The organism is Bradyrhizobium sp. 613_E4_N2_2, from assembly GCF_052075995.1.
Classification (GTDB): Bacteria; Pseudomonadota; Alphaproteobacteria; order Rhizobiales; family Xanthobacteraceae; genus Bradyrhizobium; species Bradyrhizobium barranii.
On record NZ_CP197234.1, the window covers coordinates 4,166,999 to 4,190,563 of the forward strand.

23 protein-coding genes and 1 tRNA gene are annotated in these 23,565 nt (G+C 64.8%); 19 read left to right on the top strand and 5 right to left on the bottom strand.

What is annotated here, in order from left to right:
• Positions 1–7 precede the first annotated feature (7 nt).
• The 3 genes from AB7290_RS19950 to AB7290_RS19960 all read left to right on the top strand — a co-directional run bounded on the left by AB7290_RS19950 (position 8) and on the right by AB7290_RS19960 (position 1,191).
• Positions 8–217 carry a hypothetical protein gene (locus AB7290_RS19950; protein WP_441253687.1) on the top strand — a complete coding sequence of 70 codons (210 nt, stop codon included), beginning with the start codon at positions 8–10 and terminating at the stop codon, positions 215–217.
• 15 nt (positions 218–232) lie between these two features.
• Positions 233–706: a single-stranded DNA-binding protein gene (locus AB7290_RS19955; RefSeq protein WP_441253689.1), complete on the top strand. Its 474-nt coding sequence runs from the start codon at positions 233–235 to the stop codon at positions 704–706.
• 71 nt (positions 707–777) lie between these two features.
• A complete protein-coding gene (locus AB7290_RS19960) occupies positions 778–1,191 on the top strand; it encodes a hypothetical protein (RefSeq protein WP_441253691.1) in 414 nt (137 codons plus the stop codon).
• A 152-nt stretch (positions 1,192–1,343) separates the two neighbouring features.
• On the opposite strand, the gene AB7290_RS19965 is transcribed toward AB7290_RS19960, so the two are convergent.
• A tRNA-Glu gene (locus AB7290_RS19965) sits at positions 1,344–1,422 on the bottom strand.
• A 419-nt stretch (positions 1,423–1,841) separates the two neighbouring features.
• The gene (locus tag AB7290_RS19970; RefSeq protein WP_441253693.1) at positions 1,842–3,095 is read right to left on the bottom strand and encodes a tyrosine-type recombinase/integrase; all 1,254 of its coding nucleotides are present in this window, start codon (positions 3,093–3,095) and stop codon (positions 1,842–1,844) included.
• 326 nt (positions 3,096–3,421) lie between these two features.
• Between AB7290_RS19970 and AB7290_RS19975 the strand changes: the two genes are divergently transcribed.
• Complete coding sequence (locus AB7290_RS19975) at positions 3,422–5,752, top strand: hybrid sensor histidine kinase/response regulator (RefSeq protein WP_085404642.1); 2,331 nt, start codon at positions 3,422–3,424, stop codon at positions 5,750–5,752.
• A 77-nt stretch (positions 5,753–5,829) separates the two neighbouring features.
• On the opposite strand, the gene AB7290_RS19980 is transcribed toward AB7290_RS19975, so the two are convergent.
• Positions 5,830–6,732, bottom strand: coding sequence for a hypothetical protein (locus tag AB7290_RS19980; protein WP_085404643.1), 903 nt, complete (start codon positions 6,730–6,732; stop codon positions 5,830–5,832).
• A 249-nt stretch (positions 6,733–6,981) separates the two neighbouring features.
• Between AB7290_RS19980 and AB7290_RS19985 the strand changes: the two genes are divergently transcribed.
• Positions 6,982–7,503: a methyltransferase family protein gene (locus AB7290_RS19985; RefSeq protein ID WP_085404644.1), complete on the top strand. Its 522-nt coding sequence runs from the start codon at positions 6,982–6,984 to the stop codon at positions 7,501–7,503.
• Positions 7,504–7,781: 278 nt separating this feature from the next.
• On the opposite strand, the gene erpA is transcribed toward AB7290_RS19985, so the two are convergent.
• Positions 7,782–8,111: an iron-sulfur cluster insertion protein ErpA gene (gene erpA / locus AB7290_RS19990; RefSeq protein ID WP_014495044.1), complete on the bottom strand. Its 330-nt coding sequence runs from the start codon at positions 8,109–8,111 to the stop codon at positions 7,782–7,784.
• 123 nt (positions 8,112–8,234) lie between these two features.
• Here erpA and AB7290_RS19995 point away from each other — a divergent pair, with 123 nt between their 5' ends.
• The 12 genes from AB7290_RS19995 (at position 8,235) to surE (ending at position 20,461) form a co-directional block, all read left to right on the top strand.
• A complete protein-coding gene (locus AB7290_RS19995) occupies positions 8,235–9,443 on the top strand; it encodes a deoxyguanosinetriphosphate triphosphohydrolase (protein ID WP_094184451.1) in 1,209 nt (402 codons plus the stop codon).
• Between the two features lie 9 nt (positions 9,444–9,452).
• Positions 9,453–11,243 (top strand): arginine--tRNA ligase, encoded by a 1,791-nt coding sequence (gene argS, locus AB7290_RS20000; protein WP_085404645.1) that lies wholly within the window; start codon positions 9,453–9,455, stop codon positions 11,241–11,243.
• Positions 11,244–11,384: 141 nt separating this feature from the next.
• Entirely contained in the window at positions 11,385–12,983 is a 1,599-nt protein-coding gene (locus tag AB7290_RS20005; protein ID WP_085404749.1) for an SPOR domain-containing protein, read from the top strand.
• Between the two features lie 46 nt (positions 12,984–13,029).
• Positions 13,030–14,058 (top strand): beta-N-acetylhexosaminidase, encoded by a 1,029-nt coding sequence (nagZ, locus tag AB7290_RS20010; RefSeq protein WP_085404646.1) that lies wholly within the window; start codon positions 13,030–13,032, stop codon positions 14,056–14,058.
• Entirely contained in the window at positions 14,055–14,894 is an 840-nt protein-coding gene (locus tag AB7290_RS20015) for a segregation and condensation protein A (RefSeq protein WP_063983110.1), read from the top strand. Before nagZ ends, AB7290_RS20015 begins: the two co-directional genes overlap by 4 nt.
• A gap of 21 nt (positions 14,895–14,915) precedes the next feature.
• On the top strand, positions 14,916–15,665 hold the full coding sequence (scpB, locus tag AB7290_RS20020) for an SMC-Scp complex subunit ScpB (protein WP_063983111.1): 750 nt from the start codon (positions 14,916–14,918) through the stop codon (positions 15,663–15,665).
• A gap of 167 nt (positions 15,666–15,832) precedes the next feature.
• Entirely contained in the window at positions 15,833–16,069 is a 237-nt protein-coding gene (locus AB7290_RS20025; protein WP_028156107.1) for a twin-arginine translocase TatA/TatE family subunit, read from the top strand.
• Between the two features lie 86 nt (positions 16,070–16,155).
• Complete coding sequence (gene tatB / locus AB7290_RS20030; RefSeq protein ID WP_085404647.1) at positions 16,156–16,695, top strand: Sec-independent protein translocase protein TatB; 540 nt, start codon at positions 16,156–16,158, stop codon at positions 16,693–16,695.
• Positions 16,692–17,504: a twin-arginine translocase subunit TatC gene (tatC, locus tag AB7290_RS20035; protein WP_063983113.1), complete on the top strand. Its 813-nt coding sequence runs from the start codon at positions 16,692–16,694 to the stop codon at positions 17,502–17,504. The genes tatB and tatC overlap by 4 nt, the downstream gene beginning before the upstream one ends.
• Positions 17,505–17,697: 193 nt before the next feature.
• The gene (gene serS, locus AB7290_RS20040) at positions 17,698–19,029 is read left to right on the top strand and encodes a serine--tRNA ligase (RefSeq protein ID WP_085404648.1); all 1,332 of its coding nucleotides are present in this window, start codon (positions 17,698–17,700) and stop codon (positions 19,027–19,029) included.
• 197 nt (positions 19,030–19,226) lie between these two features.
• Positions 19,227–19,589 (top strand): hypothetical protein, encoded by a 363-nt coding sequence (locus tag AB7290_RS20045; RefSeq protein WP_085404649.1) that lies wholly within the window; start codon positions 19,227–19,229, stop codon positions 19,587–19,589.
• 104 nt (positions 19,590–19,693) lie between these two features.
• On the top strand, positions 19,694–20,461 hold the full coding sequence (gene surE / locus AB7290_RS20050) for a 5'/3'-nucleotidase SurE (RefSeq protein WP_085404650.1): 768 nt from the start codon (positions 19,694–19,696) through the stop codon (positions 20,459–20,461).
• 3 nt (positions 20,462–20,464) lie between these two features.
• On the opposite strand, the gene AB7290_RS20055 is transcribed toward surE, so the two are convergent.
• Positions 20,465–20,836, bottom strand: coding sequence for a response regulator (locus AB7290_RS20055; protein WP_028152469.1), 372 nt, complete (start codon positions 20,834–20,836; stop codon positions 20,465–20,467).
• Positions 20,837–21,073: 237 nt separating this feature from the next.
• Between AB7290_RS20055 and AB7290_RS20060 the strand changes: the two genes are divergently transcribed.
• Positions 21,074–21,724 carry a protein-L-isoaspartate(D-aspartate) O-methyltransferase gene (locus tag AB7290_RS20060; protein ID WP_028152470.1) on the top strand — a complete coding sequence of 217 codons (651 nt, stop codon included), beginning with the start codon at positions 21,074–21,076 and terminating at the stop codon, positions 21,722–21,724.
• Positions 21,725–21,833: 109 nt separating this feature from the next.
• The gene (locus AB7290_RS20065) at positions 21,834–23,216 is read left to right on the top strand and encodes a LysM peptidoglycan-binding domain-containing M23 family metallopeptidase (RefSeq protein ID WP_085404651.1); all 1,383 of its coding nucleotides are present in this window, start codon (positions 21,834–21,836) and stop codon (positions 23,214–23,216) included.
• Positions 23,217–23,565: the final 349 nt, after the last annotated feature.

Below are 23,565 nucleotides of genomic sequence, written 5' to 3' on the forward strand. Positions count from 1 at the left end.
GCTTGTCATGGGTGACGTGATCGATCAAGCGCAGGCGTTCGATGCGCTCAACCTGGAGCAAGGGCTTCAGGCGCAGGCCGCGAAGGCGGCGGCAGCACCGAAACTCACAGCGCGCGGGTACTGCCTCAACGAAGCGTGCGAAGAACCGCTGGCCCTGCCGGCGCAACTGTTTTGCAACTCCGCGTGCGAGCGCGAACATTCCCGGCGTAGCCGGTAACAACACGAGAGAGCCATGTCATCACTCAACCAGGTACAAATTATCGGAAACCTCGGGGCCGATCCCGAGACGCGTTACACCGGCAGCGGAACAGCCATCACGACCATCCGCGTCGCCACGACGGAGAAGTGGAAGGACAAGGACGGCAATCCCCAGGAAAAGACCGAGTGGCACCGCATCAAGATGTGGGGCAAGCTCGCCGAGATTGCCGGCGAATACCTCGCGAAAGGCAAACAGGTGTTCATCCAGGGTCGCCTGGAAACGTCGCAGTACACCGACAAGGATGGTGTCGAGCGGTGGTCGACGGATATCGTCGCCGACACCATGAAGATGCTTGGCAGTGCCGGCGGTCAGGGTGGCGGCAACGGTGGCGGACAGCAGCGCCAGGGCAACGGCGGCGGTCGTCCGCGCGAGAACCAGATGCCTGGCCCTGGCGGATCGCGTCCGCCGCAGAACGAAGGCTTTGACGACGACGATATTCCGTTCTGACGGACGGATAGACGGCCACACGCGGGCGGCTTCGGTCGCCCGCTTTTCAATTTCAGGAATGACTCATTAAAATGTACCCGGTACACACGCCTCGCATTCACCAGAACCCCGTATCACCACCAACACCCGCCGGCTGGCTCGTCGACGACAGCTCGTCGTTTAACCCGTACTGGCTCGCCTACAGCGAGAAGAACCAGGCGTTCGTCGACACGTATCGCGCGCGCGGCAAGCGCGTTGTGACGATGTGGGCGGCTCCAGGTGATGCGGCTGCGGCGTATGAGGCCATGCGGCTGAAGGTGGCCGAGCTGGAGCGTGGCTTGTCTGATGCGGCCATAGTCGATGGAGCTATGGCATACGAACGACACCTTGATGGCGCCAGGCCAGGATCGCAGCGAGAGGCGATGCGCGCAGCGGTGAGAGTCATGGGCTTCCGCGTCGTCGAGGATTCAAGTGTGGCACCTGGCACCATGAGGTTTCAGCCGTGAAGCGGAGCGACGAGTGGTTCCTGCTCGCCGCATTGCCGTGGGCGCTTCTCGCCATCCTCGGCGTCGTCATGGCGGCGTGCATCAAATAGCAAAAAGGCCGCGTCTCACGACGGGGCCTTTTCAGTGTGTCCAAGGGGAAGACACATCGGGAGTGGTATACCTGGCGGGATTCGAACCCGCGAAAATATCGGAGTGAAGTTCCGATGACCTAGGCCGCTAGTCGACAGGTATGTGTTCGCCGTCTTTCCGGCGTGCCAGGCCCGTCTCGCGTGGAGCCATACGGCAACACTTAACGCCAGTTGCCCATTGCACCCCGTCTCTCCAGGGTGTCACGCCGTATTGCACGCTAATGGTTCCAGGCGTCCTCGTACCGCAATTACTCCAACGTGCTTAGGCCGTGCCTTCAATGCAAGTTTGGCGACGGATTCGGTTGCTTGCCCGAAAAATTTGTTGCCGGTCTTTCCCGGCCGTCATGATGTTTGCGGCGGTCACCCGCACTTAAAGGCCGAACAGGCTTTCGCGCTACTCGCGTTTCACCCTTCGGGCTACTTTGCTTTCACCTACCGGCGCTTCGCTGCCTTGGCGTGAATCCTCCTCTCGCGCCCTGTCGACGTCCAATTGATCTTTTCAATCGAACGCCGACGAACAATTCACGCAGCCAACTGCGGCGTGAGCACCGCGTCGCCGATCACCACGACCACGTTGCGCGCCTTCGCTATCTCGGCATCGAGCACGTCGGCCCACTGCTGCATCATGTCTCGGCGCTCGTCCTGGTACTCGTGGCGGTTATACGCGGCGCGGACCTTGTTCGATGGCGCGTGCGCCAGGCACCGCTCCACAACGTCGGCGCTGGCGTGCTGCGCGTTGAAGTACGTGCTGAACATCGAGCGGAAGCCGTGCACCGTGGCGCCGTCCAGGCGTATCTTGTCGATCATCACATTCAGCGTGTTCGACGCCATCGGCTCGTTCGCGCGGGTGCGGTGAGGGAATACGAACTCGCCATGCGACAACTCGCGCAGCCGGTACAGCAGCGCCACGGCCTGGCGCGACAACGGAATCCAATGCTCGCGCCTGGCCTTCATGCGCTCGGCCGGGATCGTCCAGGCTGCGCCCTCCAGGTCGAACTCCGACCAGCGCGCGGCGGCGGCTTCCTGCTTTCGGCACGCGGCCAGGATCACCAGGAACATCGCCGCCTTCGTCTGCGGCTCGTGGCCCGACGCCACCATCCTGGAGACGAAATCCGGGTAATTCTCCAGCTCCATCGCGGCGTGCTGTTTCTTCCGGCGCGGTCGCAGCATGCGCGCGGACGGCACGGGGTTCGCGTCGACCAGCCCCAGCTCGATGGCGTGCTCAAATATCTGCGTGAGATACGTGCGCAGGTTTCGCGCCACCTCGGGCGCGTTGCGCTCGACGCGCTTCAGGAGCATCGCCACCTCGGGCCGCTTGATTTCCCACACCGGCCGTTTCCCGAACTCGGGCAGGAGGAAGTTCGCGCACTCCCGGCGGTGCTGGTTAATCGTGTTCAGCGCCAGTCGCGGCTCGGTGATTTCCTTCCACTGGTCATGCACGGCGGCGAACGATCCGGCCTCGGCGCGGACCAGGGCGCGTTCGGCCTCGACGCGCTCGACGCGCCTGGCCTGCACCGGGTTGACACCCTCGGCGACCATCGCCCGCGCGTCGCGGTGCTTCGTCCTGGCGGCGGCCAGCGGCACCTCGGGATACTGCCCGATGGACAGCAACCCCTCGCGGCCGTTCACTCGGAACTTGTACCGCCACGACATGCTGCCGTTCGGTTGCACGAGCAGGTACAGCCCGCCGCCGTCAGCCAGCTTGTATGCCTTGCTCCTGACTTCGACTTTACGAATGCGCGCATCGGAAAGCAGCCGCGCGAAACTGTCTTGCATGGGGGTATCCTCGTTGCGATACCCCCAGCGATACCCCCAAGTTCACGTAATAGGAACCATTTGCATTCAAATGGACATCCATTTTCGGGGGACAATTGCGGAATGGCATCAGCGGGTTAGCGTGAACTACGGTGATTCACGATGACCGAGCGATATGCGACCTAACATTCCAGGTGGCAACTCTGATGGGCATTGGCGGGGCTCCGGGCAGGGGCCATGGTTAGAACAAACTGCAAACGCGCCCGTCAAGGACGCCGCAAAATCTCCCACAAAATTAACCCGGCTTAAGCCGGGCTCGGGCCATTGATACCGAAAAGGTTTTTCGAATGGGATGGCCGGACAAATCCATGAAGCAAGCTGAGCCGCGCGACGGCCTGATCGGCGCGTTCCTGTACTGGCTCGGCGGCTTCGAGATCGAGGACGGCCTGACCGCCGATCTCAGCGAGCGCGAGCTGCGCCGCATTCGCGCCAAGCAGATCGACGCAGTGATGCGCGCGATCCCGGTGACCATGGCCGTCACCATGCTCAACGTCGCCATCGTGCTGATCCTGTTCTGGGGCAGGGGCTGGAACGATTTCCTTGCAATCTGGGGCATGACCCTCGCCGTCACCGCCTCGCTTGCCGTGCGCGCGTGGCGGCGGTTGCATCAAAACCCGCCGCAGGAAGCCTCGTCGCGCGCCGCGCGGCAGATGCTGCGGCAGGCGTTCTTCCTCGCGGCGATCTGGGGCACGCTGCCGCTCGCGCTGTTCAGCCGGGTCGAGCCGACCAGTCAGCTCATCCTGGCCTGCCTGATGGTCGGCATGATGTCCGGCGGCGCCTTCACGCTGTCGACCTTCCCGCGCGCGGGCCTCGTCTATCTCGCGACCGTGACGATGGCCTGCGCCGGCGCGCTGTTCCTGTGCGGCACCGGCCCGTATCTGCTAACCGCGGTGTTCCTGTTGCTGTTCGCGTTCTTCATGGCGCGCAACATCGTCTCGCAGGGCAATCTGTTCCTCGGCAATCTCAAGGCCCGGCTCGAGCTCGAACGTCAGACCGAGATCATCTCGCTGCTGCTGAAGGACTTTCAGGAGAACGCCAGCGACTGGTTGTGGCAGACCGACGCCGAAGGGCATCTCGTCGACGTGCCCCAACGCTTCGCCGAAGTGGCGCAGCTTCCGCTTCCGCTGCTGAAGGGCTCGCATTTCGTCGACGTGCTCGACATGCTCTGTCCCGACGACAAGAGCGCAGCCTACAACGTCGTCGGCCTGATGGAGCAGAGCGAGCCGCTGCACGAGATGAACCTCAAGGTCGTCGCCGGCGGCGAGGCGCGGCTGTGGTCGCTGACCGCGAAGCCGGCCTACGACCGCGACGGCCAGTTTCTCGGCTATCGCGGCTTCGGCCGCGACGTCACCGAGCGCTGGCGCGCGGAAAAGGCGGAGGCCGAGAGCCGTGCGAAGTCCGACTTCCTCGCGGTGATGAGCCACGAGATCCGCACGCCAATGAACGGCGTGCTCGGGCTCGCCAGCATGCTGCTGGAAACCAAGCTCGATCCGGAGCAGCACGAGGCCGTCACTTCGATCCGCGAGTCCGGCGACAATCTCCAGCGCATCCTCAACGATATCCTCGATCTGTCAAAGCTCGAGGCCGGACGCTTCGCGTTCGAGGCGATCGACTTTGCGCCGCAGGCGCTGGTCGAGACGGTTGCGACCGTCGTGCGCGCAGGCGCCAAGAGCAAGGGGCTCGCCGTCAAGGTCGAGCTCGACCCGAACCTGCCGCCGACGCTGCGCGGTGATGTCGCGCGGATCCGGCAGGTGTTGCTCAACCTCGCCTCCAACGCGGTAAAGTTCACCGACGAAGGCGAGGTGACGATCAAGGCCACCTGCCAGGCGCGCCGCGATCTGCTTGCGACCGTCGAATGGACCGTGAGCGACAGCGGCATCGGCATTGCGCCTGAGAAACTCGGGGAGCTGTTCTCCGACTTCGCGCAGGCCGATGCCTCGATCAGCCGCCGCTTCGGCGGCACCGGACTAGGGCTTGCGATCTCCCGGCGCATCATCGAGCAGATGGGCGGCACCATCGGCGTCACTTCGACGCCGGGCGAGGGCTCGACCTTCCGCTTCACGCTGGTGCTGCCCTGGAGCCAGGCGCAGGCCTCCGACCAGGCGGCGGGCAGCGACGAAGCGGACGAGCTCAAGGCGCGGATCGCGGGGCTCGACCGGCCGCTGAAGGTGCTGGTGGCCGAGGACGATGCCGTCAACCGCATGGTCGTGACCAAGATGTTGGGGGCGTTCGACGTCGAGCTGCGCGTCGTCACCGACGGCGTCCAGGCGGTCGAGGCTGCATCGGAGAGCGATTACGATGTCGTGCTGATGGACGTGCGCATGCCGGACATGGACGGCCTTGCCGCGACGCGGGCGATCCGCGCGCAAGGCGGGCGTTTCGAAGCCTTGCCGATCGTCGCGCTGACCGCCAACGCCTTCCCCGAGGACGTCAAGATCTGCCGCGAGGCCGGCATGTCGGATTTTTTGGCAAAGCCGCTGCGTAAGCCCGCACTCGCGGCCGCCTTGTTGCGCGCGCTCGACGGCCACATGATGTCGGAGGGCGCGCCGCTTCAGCCGGAGCTGACGCCGCTCGACGTCGAGTGGACGGACGAGGAAAGGCAGATGACCGGCGTCTAGCCGGTCAGATCGAGAAGCTGGTCCCGCAGCCGCAGGACGGCTACGGGCGCGTGCGCCGGCAATGTAACGCGGCGCCGTTACAGTTTTCCATAGACGCGCCCGGCGACCGCCCTCAGGCGCTCGACCGAGCCGGACTCGGGATGCGGCTTGACCGGCGCGAACAGGATCGAAGCCTGCCTGCCGTTCTTCCAGACATAGATGTTGACGGCGTTGCCGTTGCCCTTGGTGCAGGAATGCTCGCCGAACGCTTCACTGCCGAGCTCGGGTATCGTCAAATGTTTGCAGGGGCCCGCGCGCTTCATCATGCCGATGACCGTGTCGCGCGACATCGCGATCACCGCGACGGTCATGGTATTGGCCTCGCGATCGAACATCATGCAGCTGCCGGCGCCGGTCCGCTGGACCGTCAGCGTGCCCTTGTCGAGAAAGCCGTCGGCATCCGCGGCCGTGAGCCACTCGCAATTGCCGAACCGCTCGCTGCTCTTGCTCACGTTGGCGATGGCAACGCGCGCGGCTTCGGCGATCGGCCCGAGCAGCGCGTCGTCGGCACGCCGGCCAATCGGATAGACGCTGATCTGCAGAATGTAATCGCCGGACAAGGCGACGACCGAGGCCTCCTGGCGTTCTGCGCCGGCGGCGCTCGCTCCGCCCTGGCCTTCTTCGCCGATCCCCGCGACTGCGTTAAGCGGCATGCGCTCGCCAAGTGTCTTGACGAAGGTCGCGTACAATTCCCTGGCGCGGTCCTTGTCGGGATTGCGGAACACGGTCAGCATCATCGTGTCGCCGCGCCCGCCCTGGTAGATGCAGCCGCGGCCGTCCTGATTTGAAATCAGTGACCATTTGAGCACCGGCATCGCGCGGGCGAGCTCCTGGGCGCTGATGAACGGGCAGGTTTCGGCCGCGCGCGCGGGAAGCACCGGGACGGCTGCGATTGCAAGGAATAGAGCGAGGCAACAGAACAGACGATCAATAACTCGCATTGGATAATTTACTACCGCTATTGGCGCGCCACGGCAGATGCCACGGCAGATGAAGATGGGCACTATTGCTTCGTCGTGGCGCTATGATGCAACGTTCAATTTTGCTCGACTGCTGCCCAGGGCGGGCGTGAGCCGCCGATGCTGCTATGATGAGCAACCGGATTTTGGATGGGCCACCGCCTACTTCCGCTGAACGCGCTGACCGGACATGGCTGCATTAACATTGCGACAGGACTGGAAGGAGGTGCCATGCCGAAAACGATCGCGATATTGGGCTCCGCCCTCTTCTTTGCGGTTGCGCCCACCACAGTGGCGGGGCTCGTTCCCTGGTGGATTACGCGTTGGGAGTTTCGGCCGCCCTTCTTCGATCTCGACGCGACACGCGCCGTCGGGATCCTGTTGATCGTCGCCGGTCTACCCGGGCTTGTCGACTCGTTTGCACGCTTTGCGCTGCAAGGATTGGGCACGCCGGCGCCGATCGCGCCGACGCAGAACCTCGTGGTGACGGGTCTCTATCGCTATGTGCGCAATCCTATTTACGTTGCCCTTGTCGCCGTCATTCTGGGCCAAGCGGCCTTGTTCGGCGACCAGCGCCTTCTTGTGTACGGTGTGTTGGTGTGGCTCGCCTTCCACGCGTTTGTCGTGGGGTACGAGGAGCCGGCGCTCGTTCGTAGCTTCGGAACGGAGTACGAGGATTTCCGGGCCAATGTCCCGCGCTGGATTCCGCGGCTCACGCCCTGGCGAGCCGCACGACGCCGGAATCATTCGTGACGCGGGCGCCACCGCGGGAAGGGCGTAGTAGCGTGCCCTGTCGTAAAATGGCGCCGCTGACGAGATTCGAACTTTCTAGAATGATTGGACTGCGGCAGGGGCCGCTTCGGCGTCAGACTGTATCGGACCCGCCGAGCCCCGCTCTTTGGGACCGCGCGATGATCGCAACTTACCCCTGATTTGCCCGACGCGTCAAACGGTTTTCGTAAAGTCCGAAATGCATCGTGCCGGCTCCCGGCTACTTTGCATGGGGTTGTTTTTCAGATTTTTAAGTCGGGCTAGATCGAGAAGCTGGTCCCGCAGCCGCAGGATGCCGTCGCGTTGGGATTGTTGACGCGGAACGAGGCGCCGATCAGATCGTCGACGAAATCGACCTGCGAGCCCGCCAGGAACGGCTGGGAGGCGGAATCGACCAGCACGACCGCATTCTCCTGCTCGATCACGAGATCGTCGTCGGTGCGGTCGCGGTCGATGTCGAATTTGTACTGGAAGCCCGAGCAGCCGCCGCCCTCGACGGAGATGCGCAGCATCGCGCCAGAACCTTCGCCCTTGAGGATCTCCCCAATCCGGCGTGCGGCGCGGTCACTGATGGTCACGTCAGTCGTCATAGCTCGTCTCCGATAGTCCCGCGGTCATACCAACTTCACTTGCCCAATTCATTTGGTATCCCGCGTCCGGCATAGTTAAGTGCAAGCATACGCAGAATCAAATGGATAGGGACTAAATTCGTCGTGTCCGTCGGAATGGCAGCCCCCCGTGCGCCCTATGCCTGCGACCCCGACCGCAGCCGCGGCCGGCTGGTCGTGGAGCCGCCGAGCCGGACCCGCAGCCCGTTCCGGCGGGATTGCGACCGGGTGATCCACTCCACCGCGTTCCGCCGCCTGAAGTACAAGACCCAGGTCTTCGTGTTCCACGAGGGCGACCACTACCGCACCCGGCTGACCCATTCGCTGGAGGTGGCGCAGATCGCTCGCGCCCTGGCCCGGCAGCTCGGGCTGGACGAGGACCTCACGGAAACGTTGGCGCTGGCTCATGATCTCGGCCATCCGCCGTTCGGCCACGCTGGCGAGCGGGCGCTGGATGCCTGCCTGAAGGATTTCGGCGGCTTCGACCACAACGCCCAGACCTTGCGCGTCGTCGCTTCGCTCGAGCACCGCTATCCGGAGTTCGACGGTCTCAACCTGACCTGGGAGTCGCTGGAGGGCATCGTCAAGCACAACGGCCCGCTGACGGATCGCAGCGGCGCGCCGGTCGGGCCCTATCGCGAGCATGGCATTCCGGTCGGCATCGCCGACTACATCAAGACCTACGATCTCGAATTGTGGAGCTTCGCCTCGCTGGAGGCGCAGGTCGCCGCGATCGCCGACGACATCGCCTATGACGCCCATGACATCGATGACGGTCTGCGCGCGGGCCTGTTCCATCTCGATGATCTCAAGGTGATGCCGCTGACGGCGGAGATCATCGCCGAGACCTCAGCGCATTACCCCGATCTCGAAGACGTCCGGCGCGGCGCCGAGCTGGTGCGCGAGCTGATCTCGCACCTGATCGGTGCGGTGTATTCGGAGGCGCAGAAGAACCTCGCCGCCGTGAAACCGCAATCGGCCCAGGACGTGCGCCGGCAGAGCCGGGCGCTGGTCACGTTCCCGGCGGCGGTTGCCGAGGAGGAGGCCGCCATCAAGCGCTTTCTCTATCAGCACATGTACCGCCACAAGCGGGTGATGCGGGTGATGGGGGAGGCGGAACAGATCCTGTTCGACCTGTTCGCAAAATACCTGACATCGCCCGGAGAGCTGCCACCGGAATGGCTGCTGGGGGCGGAGGCGGACAATGAGGGCGACCGGGCCCGCCGGATCGGCAATTTCATTGCCGGAATGACCGACCGTTTCGCCCTGACCGAGCACCAGCGGCTCTTTGACTCGACCCCGGATTTGCGTTAGGCGGCGGCCATGCCCGACACATCCTCAGCACTGCACCTGTTCGCCGACGTGCTCGCACGCGTGCACGCCGCCTGCCGCGCTCTCGCAGCGGACGCCAACTGGCCCGAGGGTATCGATTTCTCGCGCGTGGTGGTCGAGCCGCCGCGCGATGCCTCCCATGGCGACATGGCGACCAACGCCGCCATGGTGCTTGCCAAAGAGGCAAAGGCAAAGCCCCGCGACCTCGCCGAGCAGATCGCCGAGCGGCTCCGTGCCGACGCGCTGATTGCCAAGGTCGACGTCGCCGGCCCCGGCTTCATCAATCTGACACTGAAGCCGGCCGCCTGGGCCGAGGCGCTGCGGACGGTGCTGCGCGAGGGGGCTGACTACGGCCGCGTCCGCGGTGGCACCAAGGTCAATGTCGAATACGTCTCGGCGAACCCGACCGGACCGATGCATGTTGGCCATTGCCGCGGCGCCGTGTTCGGCGACGCGCTGGCAAGCCTGCTCCAGTTCGGTGGCCACGACGTCACCCGCGAATACTACATCAACGATGCTGGCGCCCAGGTCGACGTGCTCGCGCGTTCCGCCTTCCTCAGGTATCGCGAGGCACTTGGCGAAAACATCGGCGCGATCCCGGAAGGGCTGTATCCCGGCGACTATCTGAAGCCGGTGGGCGCGGCGCTGGCGAAGGAGCACGGCGACAAGCTCCTTGCGATGAGCGAGGCCGAGTGGCTGCCGACGGTGCGCGCCAAGGCGATCGCGATGATGATGGACGAGATCAAGGACGATCTCGCAGCCCTCAACATCCGCCACGACGTGTTTTTCTCCGAGCGCTCGCTGATCGAGACCGGCAACAACAAGGTTGCCGAGACCATCGACTTCCTGAAGGCCAAGGGCGACATCTATGAAGGCCGCCTGCCGCCGCCGAAGGGCGCGCCGGTCGAGGATTGGGAAGACCGCGAGCAGCTCCTGTTCAAGGCGACGGCTTACGGCGACGATGTCGATCGTCCGCTGATCAAGTCGGACAATTCCTATACCTACTTCGCCTCCGATATCGCCTACCACAAGAACAAGTTCGACCGCGGCTTTGCCGAGATGATCGACGTCTGGGGCGCCGACCATGGCGGCTACATCAAGCGGATGCAGGCGGCGGTGAAGGCGACGACATCAGGCAAGGGCGCGCTCGACGTCAAGATCGTCCAGCTCGTGAAGTTGCTGCGCAACGGCGAGCCGGTGAAAATGTCGAAGCGGAGCGGGGATTTCGTCACCTTGCGTGAGGTGGTGGATGAGGTCGGCCAGGACGCCGTCCGCTTCATGATGCTCTACCGCAAGAACGATGCGGTGCTCGACTTCGACCTCGCCAAGGTCATGGAGCAGTCGCGCGACAACCCGGTATTCTACGTCCAGTACGGCCACGCCCGCGGCCACTCGATCTTCCGCAACGCCCGGGCCGAGGTGTTCCCGGAACTGCCTGAGGATACCGGCAAGCGCATCGCGTGGCTCGGCGAGTCGGCGGTGGAACGACTGTCGGACCCCCTCGAGCTCGAGCTGCTCAAGCGCCTCGCAATTTTTCCGCGCATGCTGGAGGCCGCCGCCGCGGCCCATGAGCCGCACCGAATTGCCTTCTATCTCTATGACTTAGCGAGCGAATTTCACGCACTTTGGACGAAGGGGCGCGATTTGCCCTATTTACGCTTCATTATCAATAATGATGCAGATCTTACAAAGGCGCGACTGGCCATGGTCCAGGGCGTCGTCTCTGTCCTGGCATCGGGCCTCGCCATCCTCGGCGTCCATGCTCCGGACGAGATGCGGTAGTTTGGGGCGAACTACTTAAGGGGAATTTTGGGGGTAACCGGCAGAAGCCGGACCGCTTAGACTTGGTTGAATGCCTTGTGGGTCGAAAGCCGCGCCTTGGTCGAGGGGCGCGCGGCTTTCCCGAAGGGACGCATCATCACGATGGCCGAACGATATCAGGACAGAACGTTTCCTTCCGATGGCTATGGTCGCGGTGGCGATCAGCATGGGAAGGCGGAAAACGATCCCTTGGCCGAACTCGCCCGCCTGATCGGACAGACCGATCCATTCGCAGCGCAGGGACGGCCGAGCGCGCAGCCGCCGGCACCGCCAACGCAGAGCTATCAGGACCACGATTATCCGCAGGACGACTATCGGCAGGATTATGCCGAGCAGGCGCCGCCGGCTCCGCCCGGGCCGCCCTCATGGATGCGGCGCGCCAACGTGCAGCCGCAGCCCGCGCCCGAGCAGCCCGACTATCCCGTTTCTGTGAACCCGGTTCATCCATTGCACCGCTATTCAGCCCAGCCGACCGCGCCCGAGCCCGATTTCCATCAGCCGCAGGCCTATCAGGACCACGCTTACCAGGATCAGGCCCATCAAGCGCAGGCCTATCAGGATCAGGCCCATCAGGGCCGCGCTCACCAGCAGCATGATCAGGCTTACCAGGAGCAAGCCTATCAGGAGCCGCATCAGCCACCCGATCCGGCACGCTACGACGACGCGCTCTATGGACGGCTGGAGGGCGGCGAGCAGGATTATCAGCGCGATCCCGCCTATCCGGACGATCCTTACGCGTTCCAGAGCGACTATCCCGAGGCCGATCTCGACGAGCCGAAGAAGCCGCGCGGCGGCATGATGACGGTCGCGGCGATCCTCGCGCTTGCCGTGGTCGGCACTGGCGCGGCCTTCGCCTACAAGACCTATGTCGGTTCGCCCCGCAGCGGCGAGCCGCCGATCATCAAGGCGGACAACACGCCGACCAAGATCGTGCCGGCGCCGACCGACTCCTCGGCGAAGGTGCCGGATCGCATGGCGAGCGGCGATGGCTCCGAGAAGATCGTGCCGCGTGAAGAGGCGCCTGTCGACGTCGCTGCCAAGGCGGGCGGTCCGCGCGTGGTGTTCCCGCCACTGAACCAGAACGCGAACCCGCCGTCGGTGGCGAGCGTCGCGCCGTCCACGATCCCGCCGCCAAGCGCGGGTCCGATCCCGAGCAACGGCACGCTGCCGGCCAATACGCCGCGCTCGATCAGGACTGTGGCCGTGAGAGGCGATCAGACCGATAGCACCGCGCCGCAATCCGTGGCCGCCAAGCCGGCGGCAGCCGCGCCGAAGCCCGTTGCCGCGCCCGCACCGCCTGCGCCGCGCAATCCGCCGACTTCGGCCAATGCCAGTGCCAACCAGCCGCTCTCGCTTGCGCCGCAATCGACGCCGGTTGCGGAGTTGCCGCAGCGGATGGCTGCGACCAACCCGACGCAACTCACGCCCGCCAGCAATGGTGGTGGCGGCTACGTCGTGCAGGTCTCCTCGCAGCAGAGCGAGGACAGCGCGGCAGCGTCCTACCGGGTGCTTCAGAGCAAATATGGCAGCGTGCTCGGATCGCGCTCGCCGGTGATCAAGCGGGTCGATCTGACCGACAAGGGCAAGGGTGTCGTCTATCGCGCTTTCGCCGGACCCTATGGTTCGGCCGAGGAAGCGACGCAGGCTTGCAACAGCCTGAAGTCCGCTGGCCTGTCCGCCTGCTTCGTCCAGAGGAATTAACGGCCGTTTCCTTGACCCCCTCGCGGGGCAGGGTTAATCGGCCGTTATGAGCACGCGGGCCTTCATTACCGGTGTATCCGGAACGGAACTAACCGCCGCCGAGCGGGAGTTTATCCGTGCCGAACGCCCATGGGGCTTCATCCTCTTCAAGCGCAATGTCGAGGCGCCGGCTCAAGTTGCTGCGCTGGTTGAGGAATTGCGGGCGGCTGCGGGCACAGTTGACGCGCCTGTCCTGATCGACCAGGAGGGGGGCCGGGTGCAGCGGCTGGGCCCGCCGCACTGGCCGGTCTATCCGCCGGGCGCGATTTTCTCGACCTTGTACGACACTGATTCGGTACTTGGACTGACGGCTGCGCGCCTCAGCGCCCGGCTGATTGCGTCGGATCTCGCCGATCTCGGCATTACCGTGGATTGCCTGCCGCTGGCTGACGTGCCGGTGCCGGGTGCCGATGCCGTCATTGGGAACAGGGCTTACGGCACCGAGCCGGGCAAGGTCGCCGCGATCGCGCGCGCGGTCACCGAGGGCCTGGAGCAGGGCGGCGTGCTGCCGGTTCTGAAGCACATTCCCGGACATGGACGCGCCACCGCCGACACCCATTTCAAACTGCCGACGGTCGATGCTCCGAGGGACGAACTCGACCGGACCGACTTTGCGGCATTCAAGCCGCTGGCCGACCTGCCGATGGCCATGACTGCACATGTTGTGTTTAGCGCGGTCGACCCCGCCCATCCGGCGACGACTTCTGCGACAATGATCACTCAGGTGATTCGCGGCGTGATCGGGTTCCAGGGTTTGTTAATGAGTGATGACGTGTCGATGAACGCGCTGTCGGGGGATATCGCCGAACGGACCCGCGCCATCTTCGCGGCCGGCTGCGACATGGCCCTGCATTGCAACGGCAACATCGAGGAGATGCGCGAGGTCGCCGGCCAGACACCTGAGCTGTCCGGCACGGCGCTGGCGCGCGCGAAGGCCGCACTTGCGTCGCGCAAGGCACCGCAGCCGTTCGACCGGGTGGCCGCACGCGCCGAACTGGACGCATTGATCGCACGGGCAAACACGGCATCCGCATGACCGCAGAAATCCTATCGTTTGAAACCGGGCGGCCTGCAGAGCTCGCCGAGGGTGAGCCGGCGTTGGTTGTGGACGTCGAGGGCTATGAGGGCCCGCTCGACCTGTTGCTCGCGCTGGCGCGGCAGCAGAAGGTCGATCTCGCCAAGATCTCGATCCTGGCGCTGGCCGACCAGTACCTCCACTTCATCGAAGCCGCGCGAAAGATCCGGCTGGAGCTTGCTGCCGATTATCTCGTGATGGCGGCCTGGCTTGCCTTCCTGAAGTCGCGCCTGCTGCTGCCGGAGCCGCCGAGTGCGGAAGGCCCGAGCGCAGAAGAGATGGCGACCGCGCTCGCCAACCGCCTGCGCCGGCTGGAGGCCATTCGCGAGGCCGCCAACCGGCTGATGAACAGGCAGCAATTGCTGCGCGACATCTTCCCGCGTGGCGAGCCCGAGCAGATCGCGGAGATCAAGCACCCGAAATACACCGCGACGCTGTACGACCTGCTCACCGCCTATGCCGCGCAGCGCCAGTCGCGCGTGCTGGCGAGCGTGCATCTGGCCAAGCGCACGGTGTGGTCGCTCGCTGAGGCGCGCGCCACGCTGGAGCGGCTTGTCGGCAGCATCAGCGAACAGGACGACTGGGGCGTTCTCGACGACTTTCTGCTCCGGCACGTTGCCGATCCGACGCAGCGCGCGACGGTGCTCGCCTCGAGCTTTGCGGCTGCGCTCGAACTGGTGCGTGAAGGTCAGCTCGAGTTGAACCAGAAAGAGGCGTTCGCGCCCATCTATTTCCGGAAGGGGCGCCCGAAACCGGTCGTGGACGCAGCTCCTGCGCCTGATGCGCCGGTCGGTTAAGTGCAAGAAGGAGAAGCTACCATGGCAAGCCTGGCTGAAGTGCGGGTAGAAGAGGCCGAGCCGATGGAGAACGAGTCCCAGGCACGTCCTGAAGAGCTGCGGCTGCTGGAAGCGCTGCTGTTTGCTTCGAATGAGCCGCTGGACACCGCGACGCTGGCCAAGCGCATGCCTGATGGCGTCGACGTCAAGGCTGCGCTCGAACAGCTCCAGGCCGACTATGCCTTGCGCGGCGTCAATCTCGTGCGCGTCGCCAACAAATGGACCTTCCGTACCGCCGGCGATCTCGCCTGGCTGATGACGCGGGAGAGCACCGAGACCCGCCGCCTGTCGCGCGCCGCGATCGAGGTGCTGGCGATCATCGCCTATCACCAGCCGGTGACGCGCGCCGAGATCGAAGAGATCCGCGGCGTCGTCACCTCGAAGGGCACGCTCGACGTGCTGCTGGAGACCGGCTGGATCAAGCCGCGCGGTCGTCGCAAGACGCCCGGGCGCCCCTTGACCTTCGGAACCACCGAGGACTTCCTGTCGCAGTTCACCCTGGAACAGCTTGGCGATCTGCCGGGCCTGGAGGAGCTGAAGGGCACGGGCCTGCTGGATTCGCGCCTGCCGACCGGATTCAGCGTGCCGACCCCGTCGGATGACCCGCAGCTGCGCGAGGACGAGGATCCGTTGGAACCGGGCGAGGACCTGGATCTCGCGCTGGCGCCTGCGGTCGAGCCCGAGACGCCGGAAGGCGGCAATGAGGGCGGCGAGGGTGGCAGCGAGGACTGACGTCCCGGCCGTTTAGAGGCTCCCTGCGACCAGTTAACACTGGCAAGATTACGTAGCGCCAACAGCGAATTGGCGCTGCCTTGGTCCTTGTTTTTGAGGCCTGCCGAGCCTAGGTTTCCGGGAAGATCGGCCGGGTCCCCGGCCAGGTGTGTTTGGAGGGTTGCAGGATGGGTTCGCTTAGCATTTGGCACTGGATCCTGGTGATCGCAGTCGTCCTGCTGCTGTTCGGCCGCGGCAAGATTTCGGATCTGATGGGCGACGTGGCCCAGGGCATCAAGGCCTTCAAGAAAGGCATGCAGGACGACGACAAGGTCGCCGACAAGCCCGAGCCGGCCAAGTCGATCGAGCACGCCGCCGCGCCGCCGACCGCGGCCCGGTCCGACGTCGGCAGCAAGGCCGTCTGAGTAAGCGTACGCGAGACGCGGGTGACGGCGCCGATCCTAAGCGCGAAGGATTGGGCCGGTCGCGGCTGGCGTGAACGGAAGGCCTCATGTTCGACATCGGGTGGAGTGAACTGGTCCTGATCGGGGTCGTGGCCCTGGTTGCCATCGGCCCGAAAGAGCTGCCGGGCGTTCTGCGCATGGTCGGGCAGTGGATGGGCAAGGCCCGCAAGATGGCCTCCGAATTCCAGGGCCAGTTCCAGGAAGCGATGCGCGAGGCCGAAATGGCCGACCTCAAGAAGAGCTTTGACGAGGTCAAGGAAGCCGCTTCCGGCTTTGCCGGCAACAATCTGATGACCTCGCTCCAGAAGGACGTCAGCGACGCGCTCCGCGTCGATGCGCTGGACAAGCCGGCCGAGACCTCCGCGACCACCGCCGTCGAAGCGACTTCAAGTGAAGCGCTGGCGATTTCAGGCGAAACGCCGGCGACACCGACCACGCCGGAAGCGCCGACGCCCGAGACCTTCGTGGAAGCCGAGGCGCATGCGGCCGTGAACGAGCCGCTCGCGATCACCCGCGAGGTCGAGCAGGCCCAGGTCATTCAAGACACTGCGCCACCTGAGGCGATCAAGGACGTTAAAGCGTCATGAGCGACGCCGATATCGAGGCCAGCAAAGCCCCTCTGATGGACCACCTGATCGAGCTGCGGTCGCGGCTGATCAAGGCGCTGCTTGGCTTTGGCGTGGCCTTCATCTTCTGCTTCTTCTTCGCCAAGCAGATCTACAACGTGCTGGTCTGGCCGTTCGTGTGGGTCGCGGGTCCCGAGAATTCGAAGTTCATCTACACGGCGCTGCTGGAATATTTCATCACCCAGCTCAAGCTGGCGTTGTTCGGCGCCGGCTTCATTTCGTTCCCGATCGTCGCGACGCAGATCTACAAGTTCGTCGCGCCCGGACTCTACAAGCACGAGAAGCAGGCCTTCCTGCCGTATCTGGTCGCCACCCCGTTCTTCTTCGTGCTGGGCGCGGCGCTGGTCTATTTCGTGGTGCTGCCGATGCTGGTCCGCTTCTCGCTCGGCATGCAGCAGGCCGGCAGCGACGAGACCGCGCAGATCCAGCTGCTGCCCAAGGTCGGCGAATATCTGTCGCTGATGATGTCGCTGATCTTCGCCTTCGGCATCGCCTTCCAGCTTCCGGTGATCCTGACGCTGCTCGGGCGTATTGGGATCGTGACCTCGAAGATGCTGCGCGAGAAGCGCCGCTATTTCATCGTCATCGCCTTCGTCATCGCGGCCGTTCTGACGCCGCCCGACGTGCTGAGCCAGTGCTCGCTGGCGATTCCCCTGCTCCTGCTCTACGAGGGCTCGATCATCGCGGTCGGGATGGTGGAGAAGAAGGCGGCGGCGTCAAAGGCCGCCACCGGCACCGACGTGTCGACGCCGGCCAATCCTGCAGAGTAGGGCGCCACGTCCACCGGTGTCATTCCCCGCGAAGGCGGGGAATCCAGTACGCCGCAGCCTCTCGGGGAATCACGGGCGCCTCTGGAATACTGGATCGCCCGCTTTCGCGGGCGATGACAGCTGTGCTAGGGGGAACGCGCTGACGTACAACGTTCGCCGTTGTAGGTTTATGCGCTGATCCAGGACCACCGCCATGCACGACATCAAATCGATCCGCGACAATCCGCAAGCCTTCGACGCCGGCCTCGCCAGGCGTGGCCTGAAGCCGTTGTCGGCGTCGCTGCTCGCGATCGACGAGAAGCGGCGGGCGGCGATCCTGGCCTCGGAGCAGGCGCAGGCGCGGCGCAATGCGGCCTCCAAGGAGATCGGCGACGCCAAGAAGGCGAAGGATGACGCGCGTGCCGCCAAGCTCATGGCGGAGGTCGCCGAGCTCAAGACAACGATGCCGCAGCTCGAGGCCGTTGCGAAAGCCGCCGACGAGGAGCTTGCCACGGCGCTGTCGGCGATCCCCAATCTGCCGCTCGGCGAAGTGCCCGACGGCGTCGACGAGCACGGCAATGTGCAACGCCATGTCTTCGGCAATCGGCGCAACTACGCGTTTGCGCCCAAACCCCATGACGATCTCGGCGGCGCGCTCGGTGACATGGATTTCGAGACGGCGGCCAAGCTCTCCGGCGCGCGCTTCGTCGTGCTGAAGAAGGGGCTGGCGCGGCTCGAACGCGCGCTCGGCCAATTCATGCTGAATCTGCACATCGACGAGCACGGCTATACCGAGATCAATCCGCCGCTGCTGGTCCGCAACGAGATCATGTTCGGCACGGGACAATTGCCGAAATTCGAAGACGACCAGTTCTGGGCGATCAAGGGCGAATTGCTCGCCGCACCCGATCTGGAGCGGCTGCGGACCGAGCGTCTCGGCATCATTCCGACGGCGGAGGTGGCGCTTACCAACCTCGTTCGAGAATCCATCCTCGATGAGAAGCAGCTGCCGATGCGCTTGACTGCGCTGACGCCGTGCTTTCGCGCGGAGGCGGGCGCCGCAGGACGTGATACCCGAGGCATGATCCGCCAGCACCAGTTCACCAAGGTCGAGCTGGTGTCGATCACGACGCCGGAGACCAGCAAGGACGAGCATGAGCGGATGCTGGCATGTGCCGAGGAAGTGCTGCGCCGGCTCGATCTGCATTACCGTGTGATGGCGCTTTGCACCGGAGACATGGGCTTTTCGTCGCAAAAAACCTATGACATCGAGGTCTGGATGCCCGGGCAGGGCGAGGGCGGCGCGTTCCGCGAGATCTCGAGCTGCTCGGTCTGCGGTGACTTCCAGGCCCGCCGCATGGACGCCCGCTCGCGCGGTCCGGACGGCAAGCCGCGATTCGTGCACACGCTGAACGGCTCCGGCACCGCGCTCGGCCGCGCGCTGATCGCCGTGATGGAGACTTATCAACAGGAGGACGGCTCGATCGCCGTCCCCAGCGTGCTCCAGCCCTATATGGGCGGACTGAAGGTGGTCGCGCGCGAGTAGGGCGTTTTCGAGCGAAGTGGATACCGGTTCGCGTCGAGAAAGCGCGTCAAACAAGATAAAAATCTGAAGTCCCTTTCCGATTCTATCGGAACGCGAATCCGGTGCGTGTTGCCCGGCTGTCACGCAGAAACGTTTGGTTGCGAAGATCGGGCGGCCGGCTATTCTGCCGGCCATCCGACAATGCGAACTCACTGTTCATGGCCTTGCACCGCGACATCTTCTGGGTCGGCAGACAATGGGCGGTGACAGGTGCCGGTATCCAGGCCGTCGATCAGCGCCTGCGTGGTGTGTTCGACATCGCGATCGCGCGGCTCTGGGATGACGATCTCGTGTGCAGCCGGCGGGCCAAGCCCGGCGTGAATGCTGCGGATTTCGACAAGGCGCTGACCGTGGCGCGCCAACGCTTTCCGCAGACGCCGGAGCCGGACCCGATCCTCGCGCAATTGGAGGCGCTCGGGGTGATCGAGGCCCCGGTCGTGAGCCTGGTGGTGCCGGCGATGAAGCTGCGCGCGGAAGGCAGGCTCGCACGCTTCCTGCCGCAATGGCGCATCCGCAGGTAGCAGGACCAGGCTGGGAACCCGCCCCCGGACCCAGTCGGCCGGTTTGCCTGATCGGCCCCGGCCGGATAAGACGGCTCAGACCCGCTTCAGGAACGATTTTTAATATGCGCATTCTCTGCACCAATGACGACGGCATTCACGCCCCCGGCCTCAAGGTCGTGGAGGAGATCGCACGCGCATTGTCCGACGACGTCTGGGTCGTTGCGCCCGAGCTCGACCAGTCCGGCGTGTCGCATTCGCTCTCGCTGAACGATCCGCTGCGCCTGCGCGAGGTCGGACCAAACCACTTCGCGGTGCGCGGCACGCCGACCGACTGCGTCATCATGGGCGCGCGCCATATCCTCGGCACCAAGCCACCGGACCTCGTACTGTCCGGCGTCAACAAGGGCCGCAACGTCGCCGAGGACGTGGTCTATTCCGGCACCATCGCCGGCGCGCTGGAGGGCACCATCCTGGGGCTGCCGTCTTTTGCCCTGTCGCAGGAGTTCAGCGTCGAGACGCGCGAGCGCCCGCTTTGGGACACCGCGCTCAAATTCGGACCCGACATCCTGCGCAAGGTGATCGCCGCCGGCATCCCGAAGGACACCGTCATCAACGTCAATTTCCCGGCCTGTACGCCGGAAGAGGTGCTCGGCATCCGCGTCACGCGCCAGGGCAAACGCAATCTCGGCTTCCTCAGGATCGACGAGCGCAGGGACGGCCGCAACAATCCCTATTTCTGGATCGGCTTCGAGCGCGCCGCAATGATGGATACGCCTGCCGAAGGCACCGATCTGGCGGCGCTGCGCGAGCGCTATGTCTCCGTCACGCCGCTACGGCTCGACCGCACCAATGAGGCGTTTTCCGAAGCGCTGAGCGCGACGCTGAAGTAATCGCTAGCCGCCGCGAAGGGCGGCTTCGATGGTCTTGCCGAGCGCGTCGAGCTGGAACGGCTTCTGCAGAGCCGGCCGGTCGCGGTACTGCTCGGGCAGGCCGGAGGAGCCGTAGCCGGTGGCGAAGATGAACGGGCAGCCCTTCGCCCTGATGACATCGGCGACCGGAGAGATGACCTTGCCGTTGACGTTGACGTCGAGGATGGCGATGTCGAACTCGGTCGCCTGGGCGAGCCGCAGGGCCTCGGTGATATCGCCGGCCTCGGCAGCCACCTTGTAGCCGAGCTCTTCGAGCATATCCGCGACCATCATCCTGATCATCACCTCGTCCTCGACGAGGAATACAGAGCGGCCCGAAGGTCCGGTCGCGGTCATAGTCGTTGAGTCCTTGCCCATTTGCGGAAAACGTTCGCAGATAACGCGAATCGACGCAATGCGCGTTTCGGCGAGCGGACACCCGAAAATGGTCTTTGCAGCCAACCCGTTGCAAGCCGATTTATGGTCCAATACCGCGCCCGAACGGCTATCATGGGTTCCTGGGTAGGAACAGGATTCCTGCCCCGGGTCTTAACGAGACACGTGGCCCCGGACCCGACGAGACGATAAGCAGCGATGACCTCCGATCAGCACCCGCCGGAAAAGATGATGTTTCAGCTCTCGCTGAGGCGCCGGGGCATCAGCGATCAGGCGGTGCTGCGAACCATGGAGGAGGTGCCGCGCGATCTGTTCGTCGAGGAGACCGATCGCGACGCCGCCTATCGTGACAGCGCGCTGCCGATCGCCTGCGGGCAGACCATCAGCCAGCCCTTCGTCGTCGCCTACATGACCGAGCAGCTGCAGCTCCAGAAGAAGCACCGCGTGCTCGAGATCGGCGCCGGCTCGGGCTATCAGGCCGCCGTGCTGTCGCGTCTCGCAGGCCAGGTGCTGACCGTCGAGCGCTACCGCAAGCTCGCGGAGGCGGCACGCGCCCGGCTCGAAAAGCTAAACTGTCACAATGTCGAGGTGATGCTCGGCGACGGCCTCAACCTGCCGGCCAATATCGGCCCGTTCGACCGCATCATCGTGACCGCCGCGATGGAGCAGCTTCCGGAGAACCTGGTCGAGCGGCTGGAGGTCGGCGGCATCCTGATCGCACCCATCGGCCCGCACCATGGTGTGCAGACGCTGGTCCGCTTCAGCCGGACCGAAGCCGGGATCGAGCGCAAGGAACTCGTCGAGGTCCGCTTTGTGCCGGCGCTGCCCGGGGTGGCGCGGGAGCTGTAGATTTCCGGATCGGCTGTGCCGCCAACATCTTATTGGGAGGGTTAAGCCGTTATTTACTCGCGACGTGTTTACTTAAAAGACCAGTTCTGTTGCGTACGAGTGAGTAACCATGTCTGTAGTCGCCGAGTTGCTTTACTCGCGCCGCGTGCCGCAGGTTGCGGTCTTGGCGCTGATCTCGTTCAGCTTCGCAGGGTGCAGCGCCGACATGCAGTCGCGGCTGTCCCAGTCGAATTTCTCCAATCCTTTCGCGTCTGAGCAGACCGGCTCGGTGCAGCAGGCACCGCCGCCGCAGCGTGAGCTGCCGCAATATTCGCGGCCGCAGACGCAGCCCGGTTATTATCAGTCGCAGCCCTTGCCGCCGCCTGCGGTCTCCGCACCGCAATCCTATCCGGTTGCGGCGGGCGGCGGGGTGTCCGGAGGCGGTCGCGGCGTCAGCTCCTACGCGCCCCCGGCACAGCCGCATCTTGAGACCACGGCCACCGTGCCGCCGCGCTCGGTCGCGGCCGCCCAGCCGGCCGGCGGGACCAAGATCATCGTCGGCACTAGCGACACGCTCGACGTGCTCGCCAAGCGCTATCGCGTCACGCCGCAGGCGATCCTCGCCGCCAACGGCTACAAAGGCCCGCGCGCGCTCTCGCCCGGCCAGCAATTGATCATCCCGCATCCGGCCACAGCGGCTGCGCCCGCACCGGCGATGGCTCCTGTCGCGGCGGCTCCCGCGATGGCGCCTGCTGCGAAGCCGGTTGCAGCTGTCGCCGCGCCGCCGAGCACGCACTTCGTCAACCACGGCGACACGCTCGCCAGCATTGCCCGCAAGAACCACATCTCGTCGGCTGAACTCGCCCGCGCCAACGGTCTTGCTCCGTCGGCCAAGCTCAAGCTCGGCACCAGGCTGACCGTGCCGGGTGCCAAGACCGCCGCCGTCGCGGCGCCGGTTGCTGCGGCCCCTGTCGCGGGGACGCTGCAGCCCGTTGCGGTTGCTCCCGCACCCGCCACCAAGATGGCCGCTGTCGCCGCACCGGTGCAAAGCGCGCGTCTGGCCCAGGCCACGGCCAATGTCGAAGAGAAGGCCGCGGAGGCTCCGGCGAAAGCTGCGGAGACCACGAGCGCGCTGCCGACCTTCCGCTGGCCGGTGCGCGGCAAGGTGGTCACGAGCTACGGCGCCAAGACCAATGGCAAGTCCAATGACGGCATCAATCTCGCGGTGCCCGAGGGTACGCCGGTCAAGGCGGCAGAAGACGGCGTCGTCGCCTATTCCGGCAACGAGCTCAAAGGTTACGGCAATCTGGTCCTGGTTCGGCACTCCAACGGCTACGTCACCGCATATGCCCATGCGAGTGAGCTGATGGTGAAGCGCGGCGATACCATCAAGCGCGGTCAGGTCATTGCCAAGTCGGGTCAATCCGGGGAGGTGGCGTCGCCGCAGCTCCACTTCGAGATCCGTAAGGGATCGAGCCCGGTTGACCCGCTTCAATTCCTGAACGGGGCGTGAGGCGCGGGCCCGCAGAGTAGGGCACGCAATCACCACGAGTATGCTGTCATCGCCCGCCTTGTGCGCATTGCGCACTGGTGCGGGCGATCCAGTATTCCAGAGGCGGCGGTTGCCAAGCCGAGAAGCTGCCTCGAACCGTGGCGTACTGAGGCCTTTGTGTCCGGACAATCAATTTTCGAAAAACAACCCCATGCAAAGTAGCCGATGGCTGCCGGTGAAATGTCCTAATGTCCTGAAGCTGCTTCGGTTTCGATGGCGCAGCGGACATGGCAGGCCGGACCCGGCAACATCGCGAATAACCCGACCGGGACACCCTTTGATTTAGATCAACCTGGAAGCCTCGCGTTCC